The 15,475-nt window shown below is 65.8% G+C and carries 16 protein-coding genes and 1 pseudogene; 4 read left to right on the forward strand and 13 right to left on the reverse strand.

Going from position 1 to position 15,475, the window contains the following annotated elements; genetic code table 11:
• Positions 1-53: 53 nt before the first annotated feature.
• Complete coding sequence (locus ACGFK1_RS20280; protein WP_393433213.1) at positions 54-380, forward strand: YnfA family protein; 327 nt, start codon at positions 54-56, stop codon at positions 378-380.
• The gene (locus tag ACGFK1_RS20285) at positions 380-1,186 is read left to right on the forward strand and encodes an SDR family NAD(P)-dependent oxidoreductase (RefSeq protein ID WP_393433089.1); all 807 of its coding nucleotides are present in this window, start codon (positions 380-382) and stop codon (positions 1,184-1,186) included. Before ACGFK1_RS20280 ends, ACGFK1_RS20285 begins: the two co-directional genes overlap by 1 nt.
• A 67-nt stretch (positions 1,187-1,253) precedes the next feature.
• Here the strand turns inward: ACGFK1_RS20285 and ACGFK1_RS20290 are convergent, their stop codons facing one another.
• From ACGFK1_RS20290 to ACGFK1_RS20300, 3 genes are read right to left on the reverse strand one after another with little or no spacing between them, the layout of a single operon-like run.
• Positions 1,254-3,215: a phosphotransferase gene (locus ACGFK1_RS20290; RefSeq protein WP_393433216.1), complete on the reverse strand. Its 1,962-nt coding sequence runs from the start codon at positions 3,213-3,215 to the stop codon at positions 1,254-1,256.
• A gap of 4 nt (positions 3,216-3,219) precedes the next feature.
• Complete coding sequence (locus ACGFK1_RS20295) at positions 3,220-5,184, reverse strand: primary-amine oxidase (protein ID WP_393433092.1); 1,965 nt, start codon at positions 5,182-5,184, stop codon at positions 3,220-3,222.
• Between the two features lie 54 nt (positions 5,185-5,238).
• Positions 5,239-6,747 (reverse strand): carboxylesterase/lipase family protein, encoded by a 1,509-nt coding sequence (locus ACGFK1_RS20300; RefSeq protein ID WP_393433095.1) that lies wholly within the window; start codon positions 6,745-6,747, stop codon positions 5,239-5,241.
• Positions 6,748-6,824: 77 nt separating this feature from the next.
• Here ACGFK1_RS20300 and ACGFK1_RS20305 point away from each other — a divergent pair, with 77 nt between their 5' ends.
• Positions 6,825-7,511, forward strand: a complete 687-nt coding sequence (locus ACGFK1_RS20305) for a hypothetical protein (RefSeq protein WP_393433098.1) — start codon at positions 6,825-6,827, stop codon at positions 7,509-7,511.
• Here ACGFK1_RS20305 and ACGFK1_RS20310 read toward each other — a convergent pair.
• The 9 genes and pseudogenes from ACGFK1_RS20310 to ACGFK1_RS20350 all read right to left on the reverse strand — a co-directional run bounded on the left by ACGFK1_RS20310 (position 7,501) and on the right by ACGFK1_RS20350 (position 14,215).
• A complete protein-coding gene (locus ACGFK1_RS20310; RefSeq protein WP_393433101.1) occupies positions 7,501-8,427 on the reverse strand; it encodes a cation diffusion facilitator family transporter in 927 nt (308 codons plus the stop codon). The two genes, ACGFK1_RS20305 and ACGFK1_RS20310, sit on opposite strands and share 11 nt — an antisense overlap.
• Entirely contained in the window at positions 8,427-8,813 is a 387-nt protein-coding gene (locus ACGFK1_RS20315; protein ID WP_393433104.1) for an ArsR/SmtB family transcription factor, read from the reverse strand. The genes ACGFK1_RS20310 and ACGFK1_RS20315 overlap by 1 nt, the downstream gene beginning before the upstream one ends.
• A gap of 20 nt (positions 8,814-8,833) precedes the next feature.
• On the reverse strand, positions 8,834-9,406 hold the full coding sequence (locus ACGFK1_RS20320) for a hypothetical protein (protein WP_393433107.1): 573 nt from the start codon (positions 9,404-9,406) through the stop codon (positions 8,834-8,836).
• Between the two features lie 81 nt (positions 9,407-9,487).
• Complete coding sequence (locus ACGFK1_RS20325; RefSeq protein WP_393433110.1) at positions 9,488-10,579, reverse strand: LLM class flavin-dependent oxidoreductase; 1,092 nt, start codon at positions 10,577-10,579, stop codon at positions 9,488-9,490.
• Positions 10,580-10,586: 7 nt separating this feature from the next.
• A pseudogene (locus tag ACGFK1_RS20330) lies at positions 10,587-11,608 on the reverse strand (ABC transporter substrate-binding protein).
• 12 nt (positions 11,609-11,620) lie between these two features.
• A complete protein-coding gene (locus tag ACGFK1_RS20335; protein WP_393433113.1) occupies positions 11,621-12,343 on the reverse strand; it encodes an ABC transporter ATP-binding protein in 723 nt (240 codons plus the stop codon).
• 2 nt (positions 12,344-12,345) lie between these two features.
• Positions 12,346-13,137 (reverse strand): ABC transporter permease, encoded by a 792-nt coding sequence (locus ACGFK1_RS20340; protein ID WP_393433219.1) that lies wholly within the window; start codon positions 13,135-13,137, stop codon positions 12,346-12,348.
• Positions 13,138-13,280: 143 nt separating this feature from the next.
• Positions 13,281-13,541 carry a hypothetical protein gene (locus tag ACGFK1_RS20345; protein ID WP_393433116.1) on the reverse strand — a complete coding sequence of 87 codons (261 nt, stop codon included), beginning with the start codon at positions 13,539-13,541 and terminating at the stop codon, positions 13,281-13,283.
• 356 nt (positions 13,542-13,897) lie between these two features.
• The gene (locus ACGFK1_RS20350) at positions 13,898-14,215 is read right to left on the reverse strand and encodes a hypothetical protein (protein WP_393433119.1); all 318 of its coding nucleotides are present in this window, start codon (positions 14,213-14,215) and stop codon (positions 13,898-13,900) included.
• A 143-nt stretch (positions 14,216-14,358) separates the two neighbouring features.
• Here ACGFK1_RS20350 and ACGFK1_RS20355 point away from each other — a divergent pair, with 143 nt between their 5' ends.
• On the forward strand, positions 14,359-14,697 hold the full coding sequence (locus ACGFK1_RS20355) for an RNA polymerase-binding protein RbpA (RefSeq protein ID WP_393433122.1): 339 nt from the start codon (positions 14,359-14,361) through the stop codon (positions 14,695-14,697).
• Positions 14,698-14,707: 10 nt separating this feature from the next.
• Here the strand turns inward: ACGFK1_RS20355 and ACGFK1_RS20360 are convergent, their stop codons facing one another.
• Positions 14,708-15,472, reverse strand: coding sequence for a polyprenol monophosphomannose synthase (locus ACGFK1_RS20360; RefSeq protein WP_393433125.1), 765 nt, complete (start codon positions 15,470-15,472; stop codon positions 14,708-14,710).
• Positions 15,473-15,475: the final 3 nt, after the last annotated feature.

Consider the following 15,475-nt stretch of genomic DNA (forward strand, 5'->3'; position numbering starts at 1 on the left):
CACGCCGCCTTCTGCGTACATTTCGCGCACGCTCACGGCACGCTGAGGACGTGATCGTGCTGAAATCCGTCGCTCTGTTCGTGCTCGCCGCGCTGCTGGAGATCGGGGGCGCCTGGCTGGTGTGGCAGGGCGTGCGCGAACATCGAGGATGGTTGTGGGCCGGCGCGGGGGTGATCGCGCTGGGTGCCTACGGTTTTGTCGCGGCGTTTCAGCCCGACGTCCATTTCGGACGGGTACTGGCCGCGTATGGCGGGGTGTTCATCGCTGGCTCGCTGATCTGGGGAATGGTCGCCGACGGCTTCCGGCCGGACCGCTGGGACATCACGGGTGCCGTCGTGAGCCTGATCGGCGTTGGCCTGCTGATGTACGCTCCGCGCTGATGCGGATCATCGTCACCGGCGCCAACAGCGGCGTCGGACAGGCCACGGCCGCCGCCCTGGCCCACAAGGGCCACAGCGTCGTGCTCGCGTGCCGGAGCATCGACAAGGCCGAACGAGCCGCCGCGGGCATGTCCGGTGATGTCACGGTCGCTGAACTGGACCTTGCTGATCTGGCCAATGTGCGAGCCTTCGCCGAATCGGTGAAAACCGTTGACGTGCTTGTCAACAACGCCGGGGTGATGAATCTGCCGTTGACGCGGACCGCGGACGGCTTCGAGGCGCATATGGGAACCAACCATCTCGGCCACTTTGCGTTGACGTGTCTGCTCGCCGACAGGATCGCCGACCGGGTCGTCTCGGTGGCCAGCGCCATGTATCACTTCGCGCGCATCCACTTCGACGATCTGAATTGGCAGCACAGGAGATATGTACGCACGTTGGCATACTCGGAATCGAAGCTGGCCAATCTGCTGTTCGTGCGGGAACTCTCGGCCCGCGGCGTTCGTGCCTATGCGTCGGACCCGGGTATGACCGACAGCGGCATCACCAGACGGGCAGCCGAGGGGCTGCCCGTGGGCGAACGAAATCCGGTGTGGCACATGATGCATACCTCGGCTCAAGGTGCGCGCGCCACGTTGGCGGCGGTGGATACCGACTTGCCGAGCGGTACGTATTTCGCGCCGCGGTTCAATCAGTGGGGTAAGCCGCGTGTCACCCGGTTACGCAAGAAGGCCCGCGATCCGGCGGCGGCCCGCCGACTGTGGGAGCTTTCCGCAGAGTTGACGGGTTGTGACTGGCCGCGCTGAGCGACCGCTTTTGCACGGGATCTCGCGGCGTGTCGACGTACAAACACGCGCGCTCGCGGAGAAGGGGTCAGGACTGGTTGCGGTTCCATTCGATCCAGCCGACGCCGCTGCGGCCGTCGTCGGTGGTGACCGTCGCCCAGGCTCGCGGGAAGTGGCTGATCCGGCCGTCGGGAGCGGTCAGCAGCACCGGCGCGTGCCCGCGGATGTCGATGGTAGCCGTCACATCGCGGTAGGCGATGGTGGTCGTCGTCGGTAAGCCGTTGTCGTCGAACGCCTCTCGCGATTCGACGGCTTGCAGTTCCACCAGCGGCATGCCGGCTTGCTGCACGTATCCGATGCCCATCGGAGGAGCGCCAGGGATGCGGATGTCCACGCCGTGCAGGTGTGTGCCGTCGTCGAGATGCAGTGCGCTCCACACCCAGTCCATCGCCCACCAATCGCGCACGCCCCACGAGTGGTCACGCTGGCCTGCGACCTCGCGGAGAATCACCTCGCGGTCGTCGACGGTGACCGTGCCGGACACCGTGCACGGGATCTCGTAACGCGGCGTGATCCGGTAGAGGTACGGCGCTCCTGTGGTCGACCACAGCAGGTCCATCGTCATCTCGACCGGTTCACCTGTCTCGCCGCGCAGCAGCGCCGCCGGATCCTGGTACGCCTGACCCTGTCCACGCACCGTCACCCGGTAGGTCTGCAGCGGTTCACTCGCATCGAGGGTGAGTGCGACGCGGTCCGTCTGCACCGCGCCTACATCGCCGGGCAGCGCCGCCTGGAAGTCGTTGATCGCCACGGTGGCCATGTCGGGCCCGCACAGCAGCGCGTTGATCCACGCGATTCCCTGGTTGGGATACAGCCCCAACCGGATCCAGCCGCCCAATCCCTGACCGAGATCGGCGAAGTCGAAGTACCAACTCTCATTCCACAACGGTTCGTCGGTCGCCTCGTGTGCGCCCTCGTCTCGAGGGGCCGGCGTCAGCGGTTCCGGCGTCACCGGGTCGGGCAGGACGGCCAATGCCTCGGTGTCGAGCACATGCTGGCAATGCCGCGCCAGCATCACCATGAACATCTCGTCGCCACGGTCGGTTCGTTCAACCAACATCGACGACACGATGGCCATCATCACCCCGAAGAAGCTCTGTCGGCGCACACCGTCGCGCACTTCGTCGAGACTGAGCGCAGGCCTTTCGCCGAGTGCCCCGTGATATGCCCGCAGCAACTGCTCGTAGTGATCCCGGCGTACCTGATCGGGCAGTGCGCAGCCGAGGAAGTAGGCGACATCGGTCATGGCGGGGCCCCACGTGACCGTTTGCCAGTCCACCACGGTCAACGGCCGATCGGCCGAGGGCTCACCGAACAACATGTTGTCCAGTCGATAGTCACCGTGCACGAGGCCGTGCGGCCGCTGCGGCGCGGATTCGCCGGCCACATAGGCGTCGAAGCCGGCGACCAACCGCTCGCACACCTCCCGGTGTCCGGCGGCGATGCGGTCGCGGTAGCGGTCGACGAACCCGGCGTACAGCTGACCGATCAACGCCTGGTTCATCGGCGACTCGCGATTGAGCCAGTCGGCGTTCGCCATCGCGGCGTCACCGATCAGCGGTGCATGCACCCGGCCCAGTTCTGACAGTGCGAGGCTGGCCTGTTCTACTGTCGCCCCGCGGATTTCGTCGCCGACGACAGCGGGTCCGGCGTCGCCGAGCAGCAGGTGAAACGCGCCGGTTTCGGTGTTGAACCCGGCGTGATGACACCGTGCTATCGGGCCGTCGATACCCGGCGCGATGTCGGTGTAGAACCGCACCTCACGTTCGTAAAGGCCCAACGCCAGGCCCGTTTGCCTGCTGACCGGGTCGGTGGCGGCGACCTTGAGCACCACCGAGCCGGGGCCGTCCGAATCGTCGGCGTAGCTCAGCTCGACGCGGTAGCACTCGCTCATCTGGCCGGTGCCGATGCGGTCAAAGGTGAAGTCGCGCACCGGCGCACCGAGTGCGGCCGTGAGCCAGTCGACCGTCAGATCGGCGGGCCGCTCCATGACGTCAGTGGTGCGCACTTGTCGCTCCCGTGTGCGCGCCGTCAACGTCGAGTGACGGGTTGCGGTCGAAGAAGCCGAACGGCTTGAGCCAGAATGACACCACATCGACGGGCATCACCGGCCAGTCCTCCGGCCGGGTGATGTGGTGAATGCCGAACACGTACCACAGCACGACGTCGGTGTTGTCGATCGATCGATTGGCCAACGTCCATCGACCCAGACCGGTGTCGTGTGTCGACTGGTTCACGAACTCGCCTGCCGGCCAACGTTCCTCGGGCCGGTTCGGGGTCACCCACAGGGTATGGCCGATCACGCTCGCACGCTCGAGCACCGGTGATTCAGGATCGAACATCGGCGGAATCGCGCCGTTGGGAACGAGTTTGTACGACGGGTGGCTGCCGAGACCGTTCACCACGTTGGTGTTGACCACCTTCCAGCTGCGTTGGGTTGCGAAGTTGACGTCCTGCTTGGCTTGGCTCTCGGTGCGCAACGGTACGTTACGCACGACGAGTGAAAGGCCGTGCGGATTGTCCGGACCGACCGGTTCTGGATGGGATTCGGTCATGTACACGGTGTTGTCGGTGCCGTCGACGTCCATGTCCAACCGCGCGACCAGAAAGTGTTGGTGGAACGGCGCATACGTCCGCTCGTCGACGAGCGTACCGTTCGGGTGCGGTTGTCCGGGTGCCAGGGGCGTAGTGACCATGATCCCGGTGGCTCGAACCTCGCATTCGATGTTGCCGTCTTGATACAGCCGCCAGTACACCAGGTATTCGTAGTTGGCGACGGTGACGTGGAACGAGATGGTCAGTCGCCGCATCCTGCGCACCTCGGCGCCGATGTCGTGGTCGACGTGCTTCCACAGCACGGCGGCATCTTCTTCGTGGATGCAGATCGCATTGGTGATGGTGTATGGCTCGCCCTTGCTGTCGTGCAGAACCGCGTCCAGATAACGGATTTCACCGAGGCAGTCGCAGCCCAACTCCAGCGAGGTGGTCATGAAGCCAAGCCCCCACTCACCGATGTCGAATGCGGTGCGCCGGTAATGGTCCACGGAAGGATCGCGATACGGGACGATCATCTCGGCGAACGACAATCGGTGTGCCACTGATCGGTTCCTGGTGCCGTCGCGGTAGCGGACGTTGTGCAGGATGAGGCCCTCGCGGTAGTTGAACCCGACCCGCAGCGACCAGTTCTGCCACTGCAGCAGGTTGCCGTCCAGCGTGAACGACGGTCCGTCGGGTTGGGTGACGTGCAGTGGCTTGAGCGGTTCGCGCCGCGATTCGGCCCGGATCCGCTCCGGGACGCGGCTGGGCACGTATTCGCCCATCACGCCGGGGATCTCGACACCGGCTCCAGAGAATGGGCCAGAGTCTTCTACCCGAAGCAATTCCATCGAGTTGAGGTCGATCACGCAGTGCAGCCCGCTGACCAGGTTCGCATACGGGTTCGCGCCTGGAGCCGATTTGAGCCAGCTGTCCGACCAGCCGAGCCGCCGGTTGCGGTACTCCTCGGGCATCACGGCGGCGCCGTATGTCCAGGTGTCGAAGAACACCAGATCCATGTCCGTGATGGCGCGCCGCGCCAAGGCCGCGACGACGTCGGGGTGACTGCGCAGCAACCGGTCGCATTCGACGAACTCGTCGACCGTGAAGTTGGCCTCCACACCGGGAATGTGTTCGAAGGACTCCGCCCGGTCATCCGTCAGTGACACGAAGCTCTTGTAGGTGGCGTTCGTCGACCGCTGCAGGCAGACCACGACCGCCCGCCGCGGTGGCCGCGCTCCCCCGTCGTCGAAGGCGCGAAGCTCCGCCTTGCTCGGCTCGGCCAGTTCGATCGACGCGAATCGCCAGCCGAGGTCCGACGTCGCCTGCCCTCCCGCTGCGGGCCCGACGCCGTGTTCGCGCTGCAAGATGGACGCCACGGTGCTGAACTCGTCGCCGGTGAGCGGATCCAGGGGGTGAGCCACCAACTTACGCAATCACATCCGCTTCCCGGTGCGCAGCCGATTCGACCGAGGGTCTCATCCGGTCGCCAGCGAGAAATCCGCCCACGCCTGTCTGCGGTCGGCGTGCGGGTCGTATTCCACGCGGGCACGCCGGTCAAGCACCATCACCGCCCGGTCGTCGGTGGTGTAGGGAGGCCAATCTCGACCCGGCACGCCGGTACGGGCGAACGCGTGCCACCGAGCTTGCACATCATCGCTCACCTGCAACGCCGACCGGCGGTCCGCCGCCGCGGTCAGCAGGCGGCCGAACTTCGTGCGGTAGACGTCGAACACCGCCAACAACTCGGTGGCATGGGTGGCGCCCAAACCCGACCAGCGCAGCGTCCGCGGAGCATAGTCGTAGCGATAGAGGTAGGTCGGCGCGTGCTGACTGTGCGCCTCCGCGAATTGCCACGCCGCCGACCCGAACGCGAAGTCGCCGCCGAACTGGATGCACGCCGCGGAGTCGGGGTAACCGGGGTATGCCGCGGTGATACGTTCGCGCTCATCGGGTTCCACCGCCGCCAGCAGCCGCTCGATGGTCGGCTCGGTCATCGGCAACAGCTTGAGGAATCGGCCGAACAGCCGCGCCTCCTCGGCGTTGGTGCCAACGATGAGCGGTACTCGATGCGCCGTGCCGGTCCGCATTGCCTGAACAGGGTCCAAAGGCAGGTACTCGGTGCTGCGGGTGGGGCCCGCCGCGAACGCGCCGAGCATCTCGCGTTGGCCCTGCCGAACGAGCCGGTCGAACGCGTTGACCAGGTCGGCAGGCCGGGCCGCCATCACCGCTTGGGCGCCGTCTTCTCTTCTGGCGCCCAGCAGTGCGGCGAACTTGGTGGCATATTCGGCCGCAATCTCAGGGGACCGGACCAATCCGGCCGCGGGACTCTCCGAAATCGCCTGCGCGAAAAGACCTTTCGCGGCGGGAACGGCTAGCAGGGTCGCGACGGCGTGAGCACCCGCACTTTCGCCGAAGATCGTCACGTTGTCCGGGTCGCCGCCGAACACCGCGATGTTGTCACGTATCCAACGCAGCGCCATCACCAGATCGCGCAGGAACAGGTTGTCGTCGAACGCGATGTCCTTGGTGGACAACGACGACAGGTCCAGGCAACCCAGCGCGTTGAGCCGATAATTGACCGAGACGTACACACAGCCCGTGCGGGCCAGCGCCGCGCCGTCGTAGATCGGCGTCGCCGAACTGCCCATGAAGTAACCGCCGCCGTGGATGAACACCATCACCGGCAGCGGCGGTTCTGCAGGCCGTTTCGGCGTGACGACGTTGAGCGTCAAGCAGTCCTCACCCATGGGCTGATATTTGCCGGGGGCGAGCATCGTGTACATCCGTTGTTGTGGGGCGCAGTAGCCGAAGCCGTGGCAGTACCGCACGCCGCGCCACGGCTCGACGGGCTGCGGCGCGCGCAGCCGTAGTGGACCCACCGGTGGCCGCGCGTACGGGATGGACCGCCACCGGTTCACTCCATCGCGGGTGAAGCCCTCGACCGTGCCCGACTCGATATTTGCGCGGACAACGTGCTGGTGCATGACCCCGACCGTATCGAAACAGCCTCGCCGCCGCGCCTGGCCTCCGATTGCGTGTCCGCCCGCTAGCCTTGGCCGTTATGCGGATTGCTGCCCTGATCGCGGCGTCTGTGCTGGTGGCTGGATGTTCGCACTCGGTCGGGGGGGACGCCGAACGGGCAACTCCCTCGCTGACAGTGCCACCGAGCACGACGAGCGCCACTCCAACGACGTCGCCCGCCCCGACAACGTCAGCCAAGGCACCCGCTGCCAGCGCGCCGATGAGCGACGTCATCGCCTGGGTGCAGGCAGGCGCCACCGCCGATCCTGCGCAGTTTCACTCCGCGACGCGGGGCGGCGATACGACCGATCTCGGCGCGGACGTCGCGTTCGTCACGCCGTCGGGCAAAACCAACTGCATGACCGATGAGACGCACACCGCAGGCGCATTGGCGTGCCTGGTGGATTTGACGAACCCGCCGCCGCGGCCCGACGACGCTTACGGCGAGTGGAAGGGCGGTTGGGTGGACTACGACGGCCAGACTGTGCAAGTCGGATCGGTGCACGGTGACCCTGGCCGGTTCGACGCGGGCACCGGAGCAGAACTGCCGTACGGTCAGTCGCTGGCGTTCGGCGATTTCCGCTGCCGCAGCGATCAGGCGGGACTGGTCTGCGTCAACTACGCCCACCAGTCCGCCGCGCGGTTCAGCGACGCAGGCGTACAGACCTTCGGGTGTCTACAGCCGACCACTGCCCCACCGCAGATCGGTGAGATGTTCAGCTGCTGATCGCTACCCCGTGCGCCGGATAGGCGTGCACCACCGCCGAACTCAGCTTCGGAATGCTGTGGGCCAGTTGATGCTCGGCACTGTGGGCGATGCGGTGTGCCTCGGCGAGGCTGAGCGACGGCTCGACGTCGAGTTCCACATCGGCCTCGAGATGGTGGCCGACCCAGCGCATCCTGACCCGGCGAACCGCACGAACGCCCGGTCGTGCGGCCAGTACCGCGGCAGCGTTGTCGACCAGGTCCGGATCGACACGGTCCAGCAGTCTGCCGAACACGTCACGCGCGGCGAAGACAAGGACCACGGCGATGGCCGCGGCGATGACCAGGCCGACGATCGGGTCGGCCGCGGGGAATCCCAGCGCTGCGCCGGCGGCACCGACGACCACGGCCAGCGACGTCAAACCGTCTGTGCGCGCGTGCATTCCATCGGCCCGCAGAGCGGCAGAGCCAATTCGGTTGCCGACCCTGATCCGGTACAGCGCCACCACTTCGTTGCCGAGGAACCCGACGACGCCCGCCGCCGCGACCCAACCCAGGTGCATAAGTGGGGCGGGTGCGACGAGCCTGTTGATCGCCTCCACCGCCGCGATCACCGCGGAGATCGCAATCATCGCGATGACGAACAGCCCGGCCAGATCCTCAACCCTGCCGAAGCCGTACGTGTACCGACGGGTGGCGGCGCGCCGACTCATGGCGAACGCGATCCACAACGGCACCGCGGTCAGTGCATCGGAGAAGTTGTGCACGGTGTCGGCGAACAACGCCACCGAACCGGACATCACCACGATGATCAGTTGCGCGACTGCGGTCAGGCCCAGTACCGCCAGGCTGACCTTGACCGCACGAATGCCTGCGTCGCTGTCGCGCAGAGCGTCATCGACGGAGACGCTGTGGTCGTGACTGTGCTTGAGACCCATCAGCCTGTCGCCTCCTGGTGCAACACCCTCAGCTCGCTGTCGTCGAGGTGGTGTGCGGGCACACCCCCTGCCGCGTGTTCGGCGTTGTGCACGGCGTCGGTCAGCAGTTGGCGCACGTGGTCGTTCTCCAACCGGTAGAACACCTGGGTACCTTCCCGACGAGTGCGCACCAGCCGCGCCATCCGCAGTTTCGCCAGGTGCTGTGACACTGACGGCCCCGGCTTGCCGACCCGCTCGGCCAGTTCGTTGACCGACAGCTCGCGGTCGGCCAGTGCCCACAGCAGCTGCACGCGCGTCGAGTCGGACAGCATCCGGAACACCTCGACCACGAGGGCGGCCTGTTCGTCGGCCAGCCGTCGCGCACAGACCTGCTTATCTGCATCCATACGCAGATAATAGCGGTTGCTCAGGCCGGCCTGGCGTCCTCTCGCGCTCGAGCCGGATAAATCTGCGTCATGCCGATCGCCCCGACGACCACGACGACGGGAATCACGGCCTTGGTCCAACCCGCGGTCTCGGGTGCGTCGACTGCGACGTAGCCGAGGACGGCGATGAGTGCGAAGACCAGCGCCCACATCAGCGTGAGTACCCGGTTGCTGCGGCGAAACGCCGCCTTCTCCCAGTCCTCTCGCGGCCCGCCTTCAGGCGCGTACTGCGCCGTGAACGGCACGAACGCCAGCGAAACCAACGACATCACCGCGAGCACGCCGCTGGACAGGGTGGTCGCGTAGGTGTCCATCCAGTCGCGGTCTTCGGCTCCTGCCACCATGCCGGCGATCGTCACCGCGACGAAGAACCCGATGGTCACCACTTCCAGCAGGCGCGGTCCGCCGCGGCCGGCCGAAACTCGAAGCGACAGCGCCGCGATCACCGCGCACATCGCGCCGAACATCCAGGTGCTCGGCCCGTCGGCGACAACCCAATAGATGATCCACGGCGCGAAGCCGATGAACCGGCTGCGCTCAAACCACTCATCCACGGCTCTAGTTCTATGCGCGAGCAGACGCAAACCTGCCCGATTTCGGCCAAAAATGGACAGGTTTGTGTCTGCTCGCCGAGGTCAGGCGACGCCTTTCTGCTTCAGCAGCGGCAGCACACCTTCGGCGAACCAGTAGGCCTCCTCCAGATGCGGGTAGCCCGAGAGGATGAACTCGTCGAAGCCGAGCGAGTGGTACTCGTAGATGAGGTTCGCAACCTCTTCGTGGCTGCCGACCAGTGCGGTGCCCGCCCCGCCGCGAACAAGCCCGACGCCGGCCCACAGATTCGGATAGATCTCCAGTTGGTCCACCCGCCCGCCGTGCAACGCGGTCATCCGGCGCTGCCCCTCGGACTCCGATTTAGCATGCAGCTCAGTGGCTTTGGCGATCTGCTCGGGCGTGAGCTCGGCCAGCAGGTCGTCCGCGACGGCCCACGCGGCCGCCGAGGTGTCGCGGCTGATGGTGTGCAGACGGATGCCGAAGCGCACGCGGCGACCTCTTTCCTGGGCCAGCTTGCGTACTGCCGCAATCTTTGCGGCCGCGGCTTGTGGCGGCTCTCCCCAGGTCAGATAGACGTCGACGTACTGCGCGGCGATCGGCAGCGCGGCAGGCGACGAGCCGCCGAAGTAGATCTGCGGCAACGGATCAGGCGGTGCCGACACCCGCGCATCCGCAACCGAGTAGTACTTGCCGTCGAAGTCGACAGAGTCCTGGCGCCAGATCGAGTTGACGATGTGCAGAAACTCCCCAGTGCGGGCGTACCGTTCGTCGTGGCTGAGCCAGTCACCGAACCGGCGCTGTTCGAAGTCGTCGCCGCCGCTGACGATGTTGAGCAATACGCGGCCCTCGGAGAACCGCTGCAGCGTCGCGGTCTGCTGCGCGGCCAAGGTCGGCGGCACCAACCCAGGCCGAAAAGCGACAAGGAATTTCAGCCGTTCCGTTTCGGCGAGCAGCGCCGACGCCGTCAACCAGGCGTCCTCGCACCATGTTCCGGTAGGCGTGAGCACACCCTCGTAGCCGAGGCGGTCGGCAGCGCGGGCTACTTCGGCGAGATACCGACGGCTGGGAGCGCGATAGCTCGCGGGCACCGTGTGATGCGACGACGCGTGCGATGCGCCGACGATCGAGCGGCTGTCGCCGTTGGTGGGCAGGAACCAAAAGAATTTCGCTGGCATACTCTCTCTAATTCGTCGTGAGGAACAGCGGACGGAGCACATCGTTGTACCGACGGTCCACCCAGTTGTCGAATTTCGGTGCCGGAGAGGCAATCTGGCCCGACGCCGCGAACAGGTCAGCCAGCTTCTGTTCGGAGGCGACCGTCTCGTCGTCCAGTTCCGTGGGCAGCCGCAGGCTCCGGCCCTGGACCACCGCGGCGATCTTCGGATCGAGGCCGACCGCGGCAGCGTAGCTGTCCGCCCATTGCTTGGGGTGGTCCTGCGCCCAGCGCACCGCCTTCTCGAAGCGCACCAGGAGATCCTGTAAAGCGGTGTTGCGCTTCGGGTCCGCCAAGGTCCGATCCGATGCGACGCCGAACCAGTAGCCGTTGGTCACGCCCTTCGCCTGCGCGATGCTGCGCACGGCAACTGCGCCTCGGCCTGTGCGGTGTAGGGATCCCAGATCGCCCACGCGTCCGCCTGGTGTTGGGTGAAGGCCGACAGCGCGTCGGCAGGTTGCAGGAACACCAATTTCACGTCGGACGGCGACAGGCCCGCCTTGTCGAGCTGCCCGAGGATGTTGCCGTGCGCCGAGCTGCCCTTGCCGACCACAATGGTCTTGCCGCGCAAGTCGGCCATTGTCTTGATCGGTGACTCCGCGTGTACCAGGATTTGGTCGCCGACGCCGCCGCCGTCGTACGCCGACACCACCTTCACCTTGGCGTTCGACGCCGCGCCGAAGATCGGTGGTGTGTTGCCGGTGATCGCGAAATCGATCTTGCCCGCCGTCGCCGCTTCGACTTGCGGCGGTCCTGAGGTGAATGTCGAGAACGCCACCTGATAAGGCAGGTTGTCCAGCGCACCCGCCGCACGCAGCAGCGCTTCGGTATTGCCTTTCTGATCACCGACCTGAAGTGTCACACCGGTCAATTCGGACAATGCCACGGTCGCGGGGACCGCCGCGGCACCCGAGTTGTCGGTGCGCGATACGCACCCTACGAGCACCGCGGCCGCGGTGATCAGCACAGCGACCAAACGCGTCTTGGACAAGGTTCGCCTCCCTCAGATCTGGACGCCGAGTTTGTCGAGCAGCTCGGCGCGATAACGCTCGGTCTGTGCGCCCGGTGAGTTCCGCGGTTCGTCGACAGCCAAGGTGTGGATCACCCGGCCCGCCTCGAGCACGAGAACCCGGTCAGCGAGCGCGAGCGCTTCGTCTACGTCATGCGTGACGAGCAGCACGCCGAAACCATGCTCGCGCCACAGGTTCAGAAGTAACGTGCGCATGCTCAGCCTGGTCAGCGCGTCGAGCGCCCCGAAAGGCTCGTCGAGCAACAACAGTTCCGGTTCGGCCACCAGCGCCCGGGCCAGCGAAACACGTTGCGCCTGACCGCCGGACAACGTCAGCGGCCATACCCCTGCGCGGTCGGCCAACCCCACATCCGCAAGCGCCCGCTCCGCACGGGCCTGCGCCTCGGCCCGCGGCAACCCACTGCGAGTCAGGCCGTACGTCACATTGGTCCGCACGTCACGCCACGGAAACAGCCGCGGTTCCTGGAAGGCCAGCGCCGGAGCGCCGACAACCACCCGGTCACCGGTGTGGTCCGTCGACAATCCGGCGAAAACCCTTAGCACCGTAGATTTTCCGGAACCGCTGCGCCCGATCAGCGCAACTATCTCGCCGCGGCCGACGCGCACACAGACGTCGACGAGCACGTGGTGGTCCCCGTACCACTTGTCGACGTGGTTCAGTGCGCCCGCTATCGCGGTTCGCTGTCTCGAAGTCATGGTCACGAGCGGTACCTCAGCGCTCGGTTTTCCAAGGTGCGGACGATGGCGTCGGTGCCGATCCCGAGGAGCGCGTAGACAATCAACCCGAAGATGATGATGTCAATCCGAAGGAAGTCGCGGGCGTTGTTGATCAGGAAGCCAATTCCCTTGTCCGCGTTGATCTGTTCGGCAACGATCAGGGTCAGCCAGGCGATCGCCAGCGACTGCCGCACACCGACGAGCACCTGCGGCGCCGCACTGGGCAGGATGATGTTCCGAAACCTCTGCCCAAACGAGAACCCCAGCACGTGGGCGGTTTCGAACAGTTTCGGATCGACCTGGCGAATCGCCGAGAAAGTGTTCAGGTAGAGCGGAAAACTGACCCCGAGCGCGACCAGCAGCACCTTGGGCAGCTCACCGATTCCGAACCACAGAATGAACAACGGGATCAACCCCAGGTGCGGCAACGCGCGGATCATCTGCATCGGCGGGTCTACGGTGGCCTCCAACCATCGGGACAATCCGACAGCCGTTCCCAATGCGACACCTAGGAATCCGCCGAGAAGCAGACCGACGATGACCCGAAGTCCCGACACCCGTAGGGCATCGGCCAGTTGGCCGTTCTGGATCAACTCGATGCCGGCCTCGGCGATCAGTGAGGGGGCGGGCAGGACGTCCTGCGGGATGGCGCCGAGTGCACTACCGAACTGCCACACGACGAGCAGGACGAGCGGTGACAGCAGGCGGACCAATCCCCACTTGCGGTGGGTCCACCGGTCACCCCGAGCAGCGGTACCCGGCGCCGCAGGCACGGCCGAGTCGACAGAGACGGTCACGGTTGCTCGACGCTACGCGTAGCCGGAACACTGCTGAATAGTTTGATTCTGGGTGATGCGAAGGCCACGGCGCACGCCGATCGATCGCTCGGCCGTTGCGCGAGAACGCTATTGAAGTTTCAGCCCAATCGGAAAGTCCCGGTGACGAGAGTCGGCGTCACGTCGTGGCCGTTGATGGTGGACCTCGCACTCTTGTTCTGAAGGAACTGGATCTGTGAGGCCTGCTGAAGTTGCCGCTTGTTGCGCACGCCGTCACGGAACTGCTGCTCGTTGAGTTGCTGCAGTTCGGCCTGCTCGAAGTCGCGGCCGCTGACGCTGCCCGTGGTGAACTGAACGCCGATCGCCGAGCCGTCCGCACGGACCACCCACGATGAGCGCACACCGTCGGAATCTGCGGTGACATGCCGGCAACGCCCGACACCGGCGCGGCGGTGAACTCGTAGACCACACCGTTCATCGGCAGATCACCCGCGACGTCGGTGCCGTTGAACTCGGCTCTCAACGTGTCGCGGAAGCGAGACGTGAGGTCGAGCTTGCCGTCGGTCTGGTTGCCGAAGAATCACGCTTCGTCGTCGGTGCCGTTACACGCGTATTGCGAGGACGAAGGCGTCGAAGCGCCACACGCCGGTTTCTGGAGCTGAAATGGAGACCGCGTTCCCCATCTCGGGTTTTCGTCACTGGCATTCGTTGAACGGGTGTCCGCCCGGCGATGTTCACCGCGCAACCAACGGTTTGGCTAGCGCCAGCCGTCGGCCGCCTTCGCCGCGCGCATCAGCGCGTCGCACAGTTCACGCAGTTCCGCGCTCTTCACGCCCTCCTCGACGGCGGTCGCCACGTCTTCGGCGGCGCATCTGACCTGGTAGACCCGGTCAGAGAGCTCGGAGGCCTCCTCAGCACTCAGCACAACGGAATCCGGCGCCAACGAGGTGCCCTTGACCATGGCGCGCTGCTCGTAAGCGCGTTGCCGGCAGGACTGCCTGCAGTACTGCCTGCGCCTGCCGAGCCCTGCGTCGGCGACCTCACGACCACACCACCGACAGGGCTGAGGCTTCACACTTCTTCTTCCGTGGCCCACGGAGCAGACTGTAAACCGGCTGAGCCGACGATCCCGGTATCATTGACCGTCGAGTCGGGAACTACGCGTCACGTTGCTGCGTTGTTTCTCCGGACAAATTAGTGACCTGAGGAGTGATGACGATGGCTGATCGTGTCTTGAGGGGCAGTCGCCTCGGAGCCGTGAGCTACGAGACTGACCGCAACCACGACCTGGCGCCCCGTCAGGTCGCCCGCTACCGCACCGAAAACGGTGAGGAGTTCGACGTTCCGTTCGCCGATGACGCGGAGATCCCCCATACCTGGCTGTGCCGCAATGGTATGGAGGGCACCCTGATCGAGGGCGACGCGCCGGAGCCCAAGAAGGTGAAGCCGCCGCGCACCCACTGGGACATGCTGCTCGAGCGCCGGTCGATCGATGAGCTCGAGGAGTTGCTCAAGGAGCGCCTCGACCTGATCAAGGCACGCCGCCGGGGCAACTGACCCGTCGCGCTTAGCGGGTCACCCCAACGCCGCGGGCGCGGTCAATGCGCCCGCGGATACCCCATTCCGCGACTTTGAACATGGCCTCGCGGATGTTGGATCCGCTCATTTTGGACTGGCCGAACTCGCGTTCGGTGAACGTGATCGGCACCTCGACCACGATGAAGCCGTTGTTGATGGTGCGCCAGGTCAGGTCGATCTGGAAGCAGTAGCCCTTGGAGTCCACCGCCGCCAGGTCGATCTTCTCCAGCACCTCACGCCGGTAGGCCCGGTAGCCGGCCGTGATGTCGTGTATGTCCACGCCGAGCAGGATGCGTGAGTAACCGTTGGCGGTGCGCGACAGCACCATCCTGCGCCGCGGCCAGTTGCGCACCTCCCCGCCATGCACATAGCGCGAGCCGATGACCAGGTCCGCGCCTGCATCGACGGCGTCCAGTAGCCGATGCAGTTGTTCGGGCGGATGACTGCCGTCTGCGTCCATTTCGACGAGCACCGAGTACTCGCGGTTCAGGCCCCACGCGAACCCCGCCAGGTACGCCGCGCCGAGGCCGCCCTTCGCCGTGCGGTGCATGACGTGGATGCGGTCGGTGTCGGCCAACGACAACTCGTCGGCCAGGGCACCGGTGCCGTCCGGGCTGTTGTCGTCGACGATCAATATGTGCACGTCGGGCCGGGCCTCGTGGACCCGCCCGACGATGAGAGGCAGGTTCTCCCGCTCGTTGAAGGTGGGAATGATGACCAGAGTGCGCTCACTCGGGCGCTGACCGGTGGTCATGGG

The organism is Mycobacterium sp. NPDC048908 (genome assembly GCF_043197955.1).
Taxonomy (GTDB): Bacteria; Actinomycetota; Actinomycetes; order Mycobacteriales; family Mycobacteriaceae; genus Mycobacterium.

Excerpts from the sequence above, each read along its gene's own strand:
- ACGFK1_RS20335 (WP_393433113.1), bottom strand. The coding sequence starts at position 12,343 with ATGACTTCGAGACAGCGAACCGCGATAGCGGGCGCACTGAACCACGTC.
- ACGFK1_RS20360 (WP_393433125.1), bottom strand. The coding sequence starts at position 15,472 with ATGACCACCGGTCAGCGCCCGAGTGAGCGCACTCTGGTCATCATTCCC.
- ACGFK1_RS20305 (WP_393433098.1), top strand. The coding sequence starts at position 6,825 with ATGCGGATTGCTGCCCTGATCGCGGCGTCTGTGCTGGTGGCTGGATGT.
- ACGFK1_RS20315 (WP_393433104.1), bottom strand. The coding sequence starts at position 8,813 with ATGGATGCAGATAAGCAGGTCTGTGCGCGACGGCTGGCCGACGAACAG.
- ACGFK1_RS20285 (WP_393433089.1), top strand. The coding sequence starts at position 380 with ATGCGGATCATCGTCACCGGCGCCAACAGCGGCGTCGGACAGGCCACG.
- ACGFK1_RS20325 (WP_393433110.1), bottom strand. The coding sequence starts at position 10,579 with ATGCCAGCGAAATTCTTTTGGTTCCTGCCCACCAACGGCGACAGCCGC.
- ACGFK1_RS20290 (WP_393433216.1), bottom strand. The coding sequence starts at position 3,215 with ATGGAGCGGCCCGCCGATCTGACGGTCGACTGGCTCACGGCCGCACTC.
- ACGFK1_RS20300 (WP_393433095.1), bottom strand. The coding sequence starts at position 6,747 with ATGCACCAGCACGTTGTCCGCGCAAATATCGAGTCGGGCACGGTCGAG.
- ACGFK1_RS20355 (WP_393433122.1), top strand. The coding sequence starts at position 14,359 with ATGGCTGATCGTGTCTTGAGGGGCAGTCGCCTCGGAGCCGTGAGCTAC.
- ACGFK1_RS20310 (WP_393433101.1), bottom strand. The coding sequence starts at position 8,427 with ATGGGTCTCAAGCACAGTCACGACCACAGCGTCTCCGTCGATGACGCT.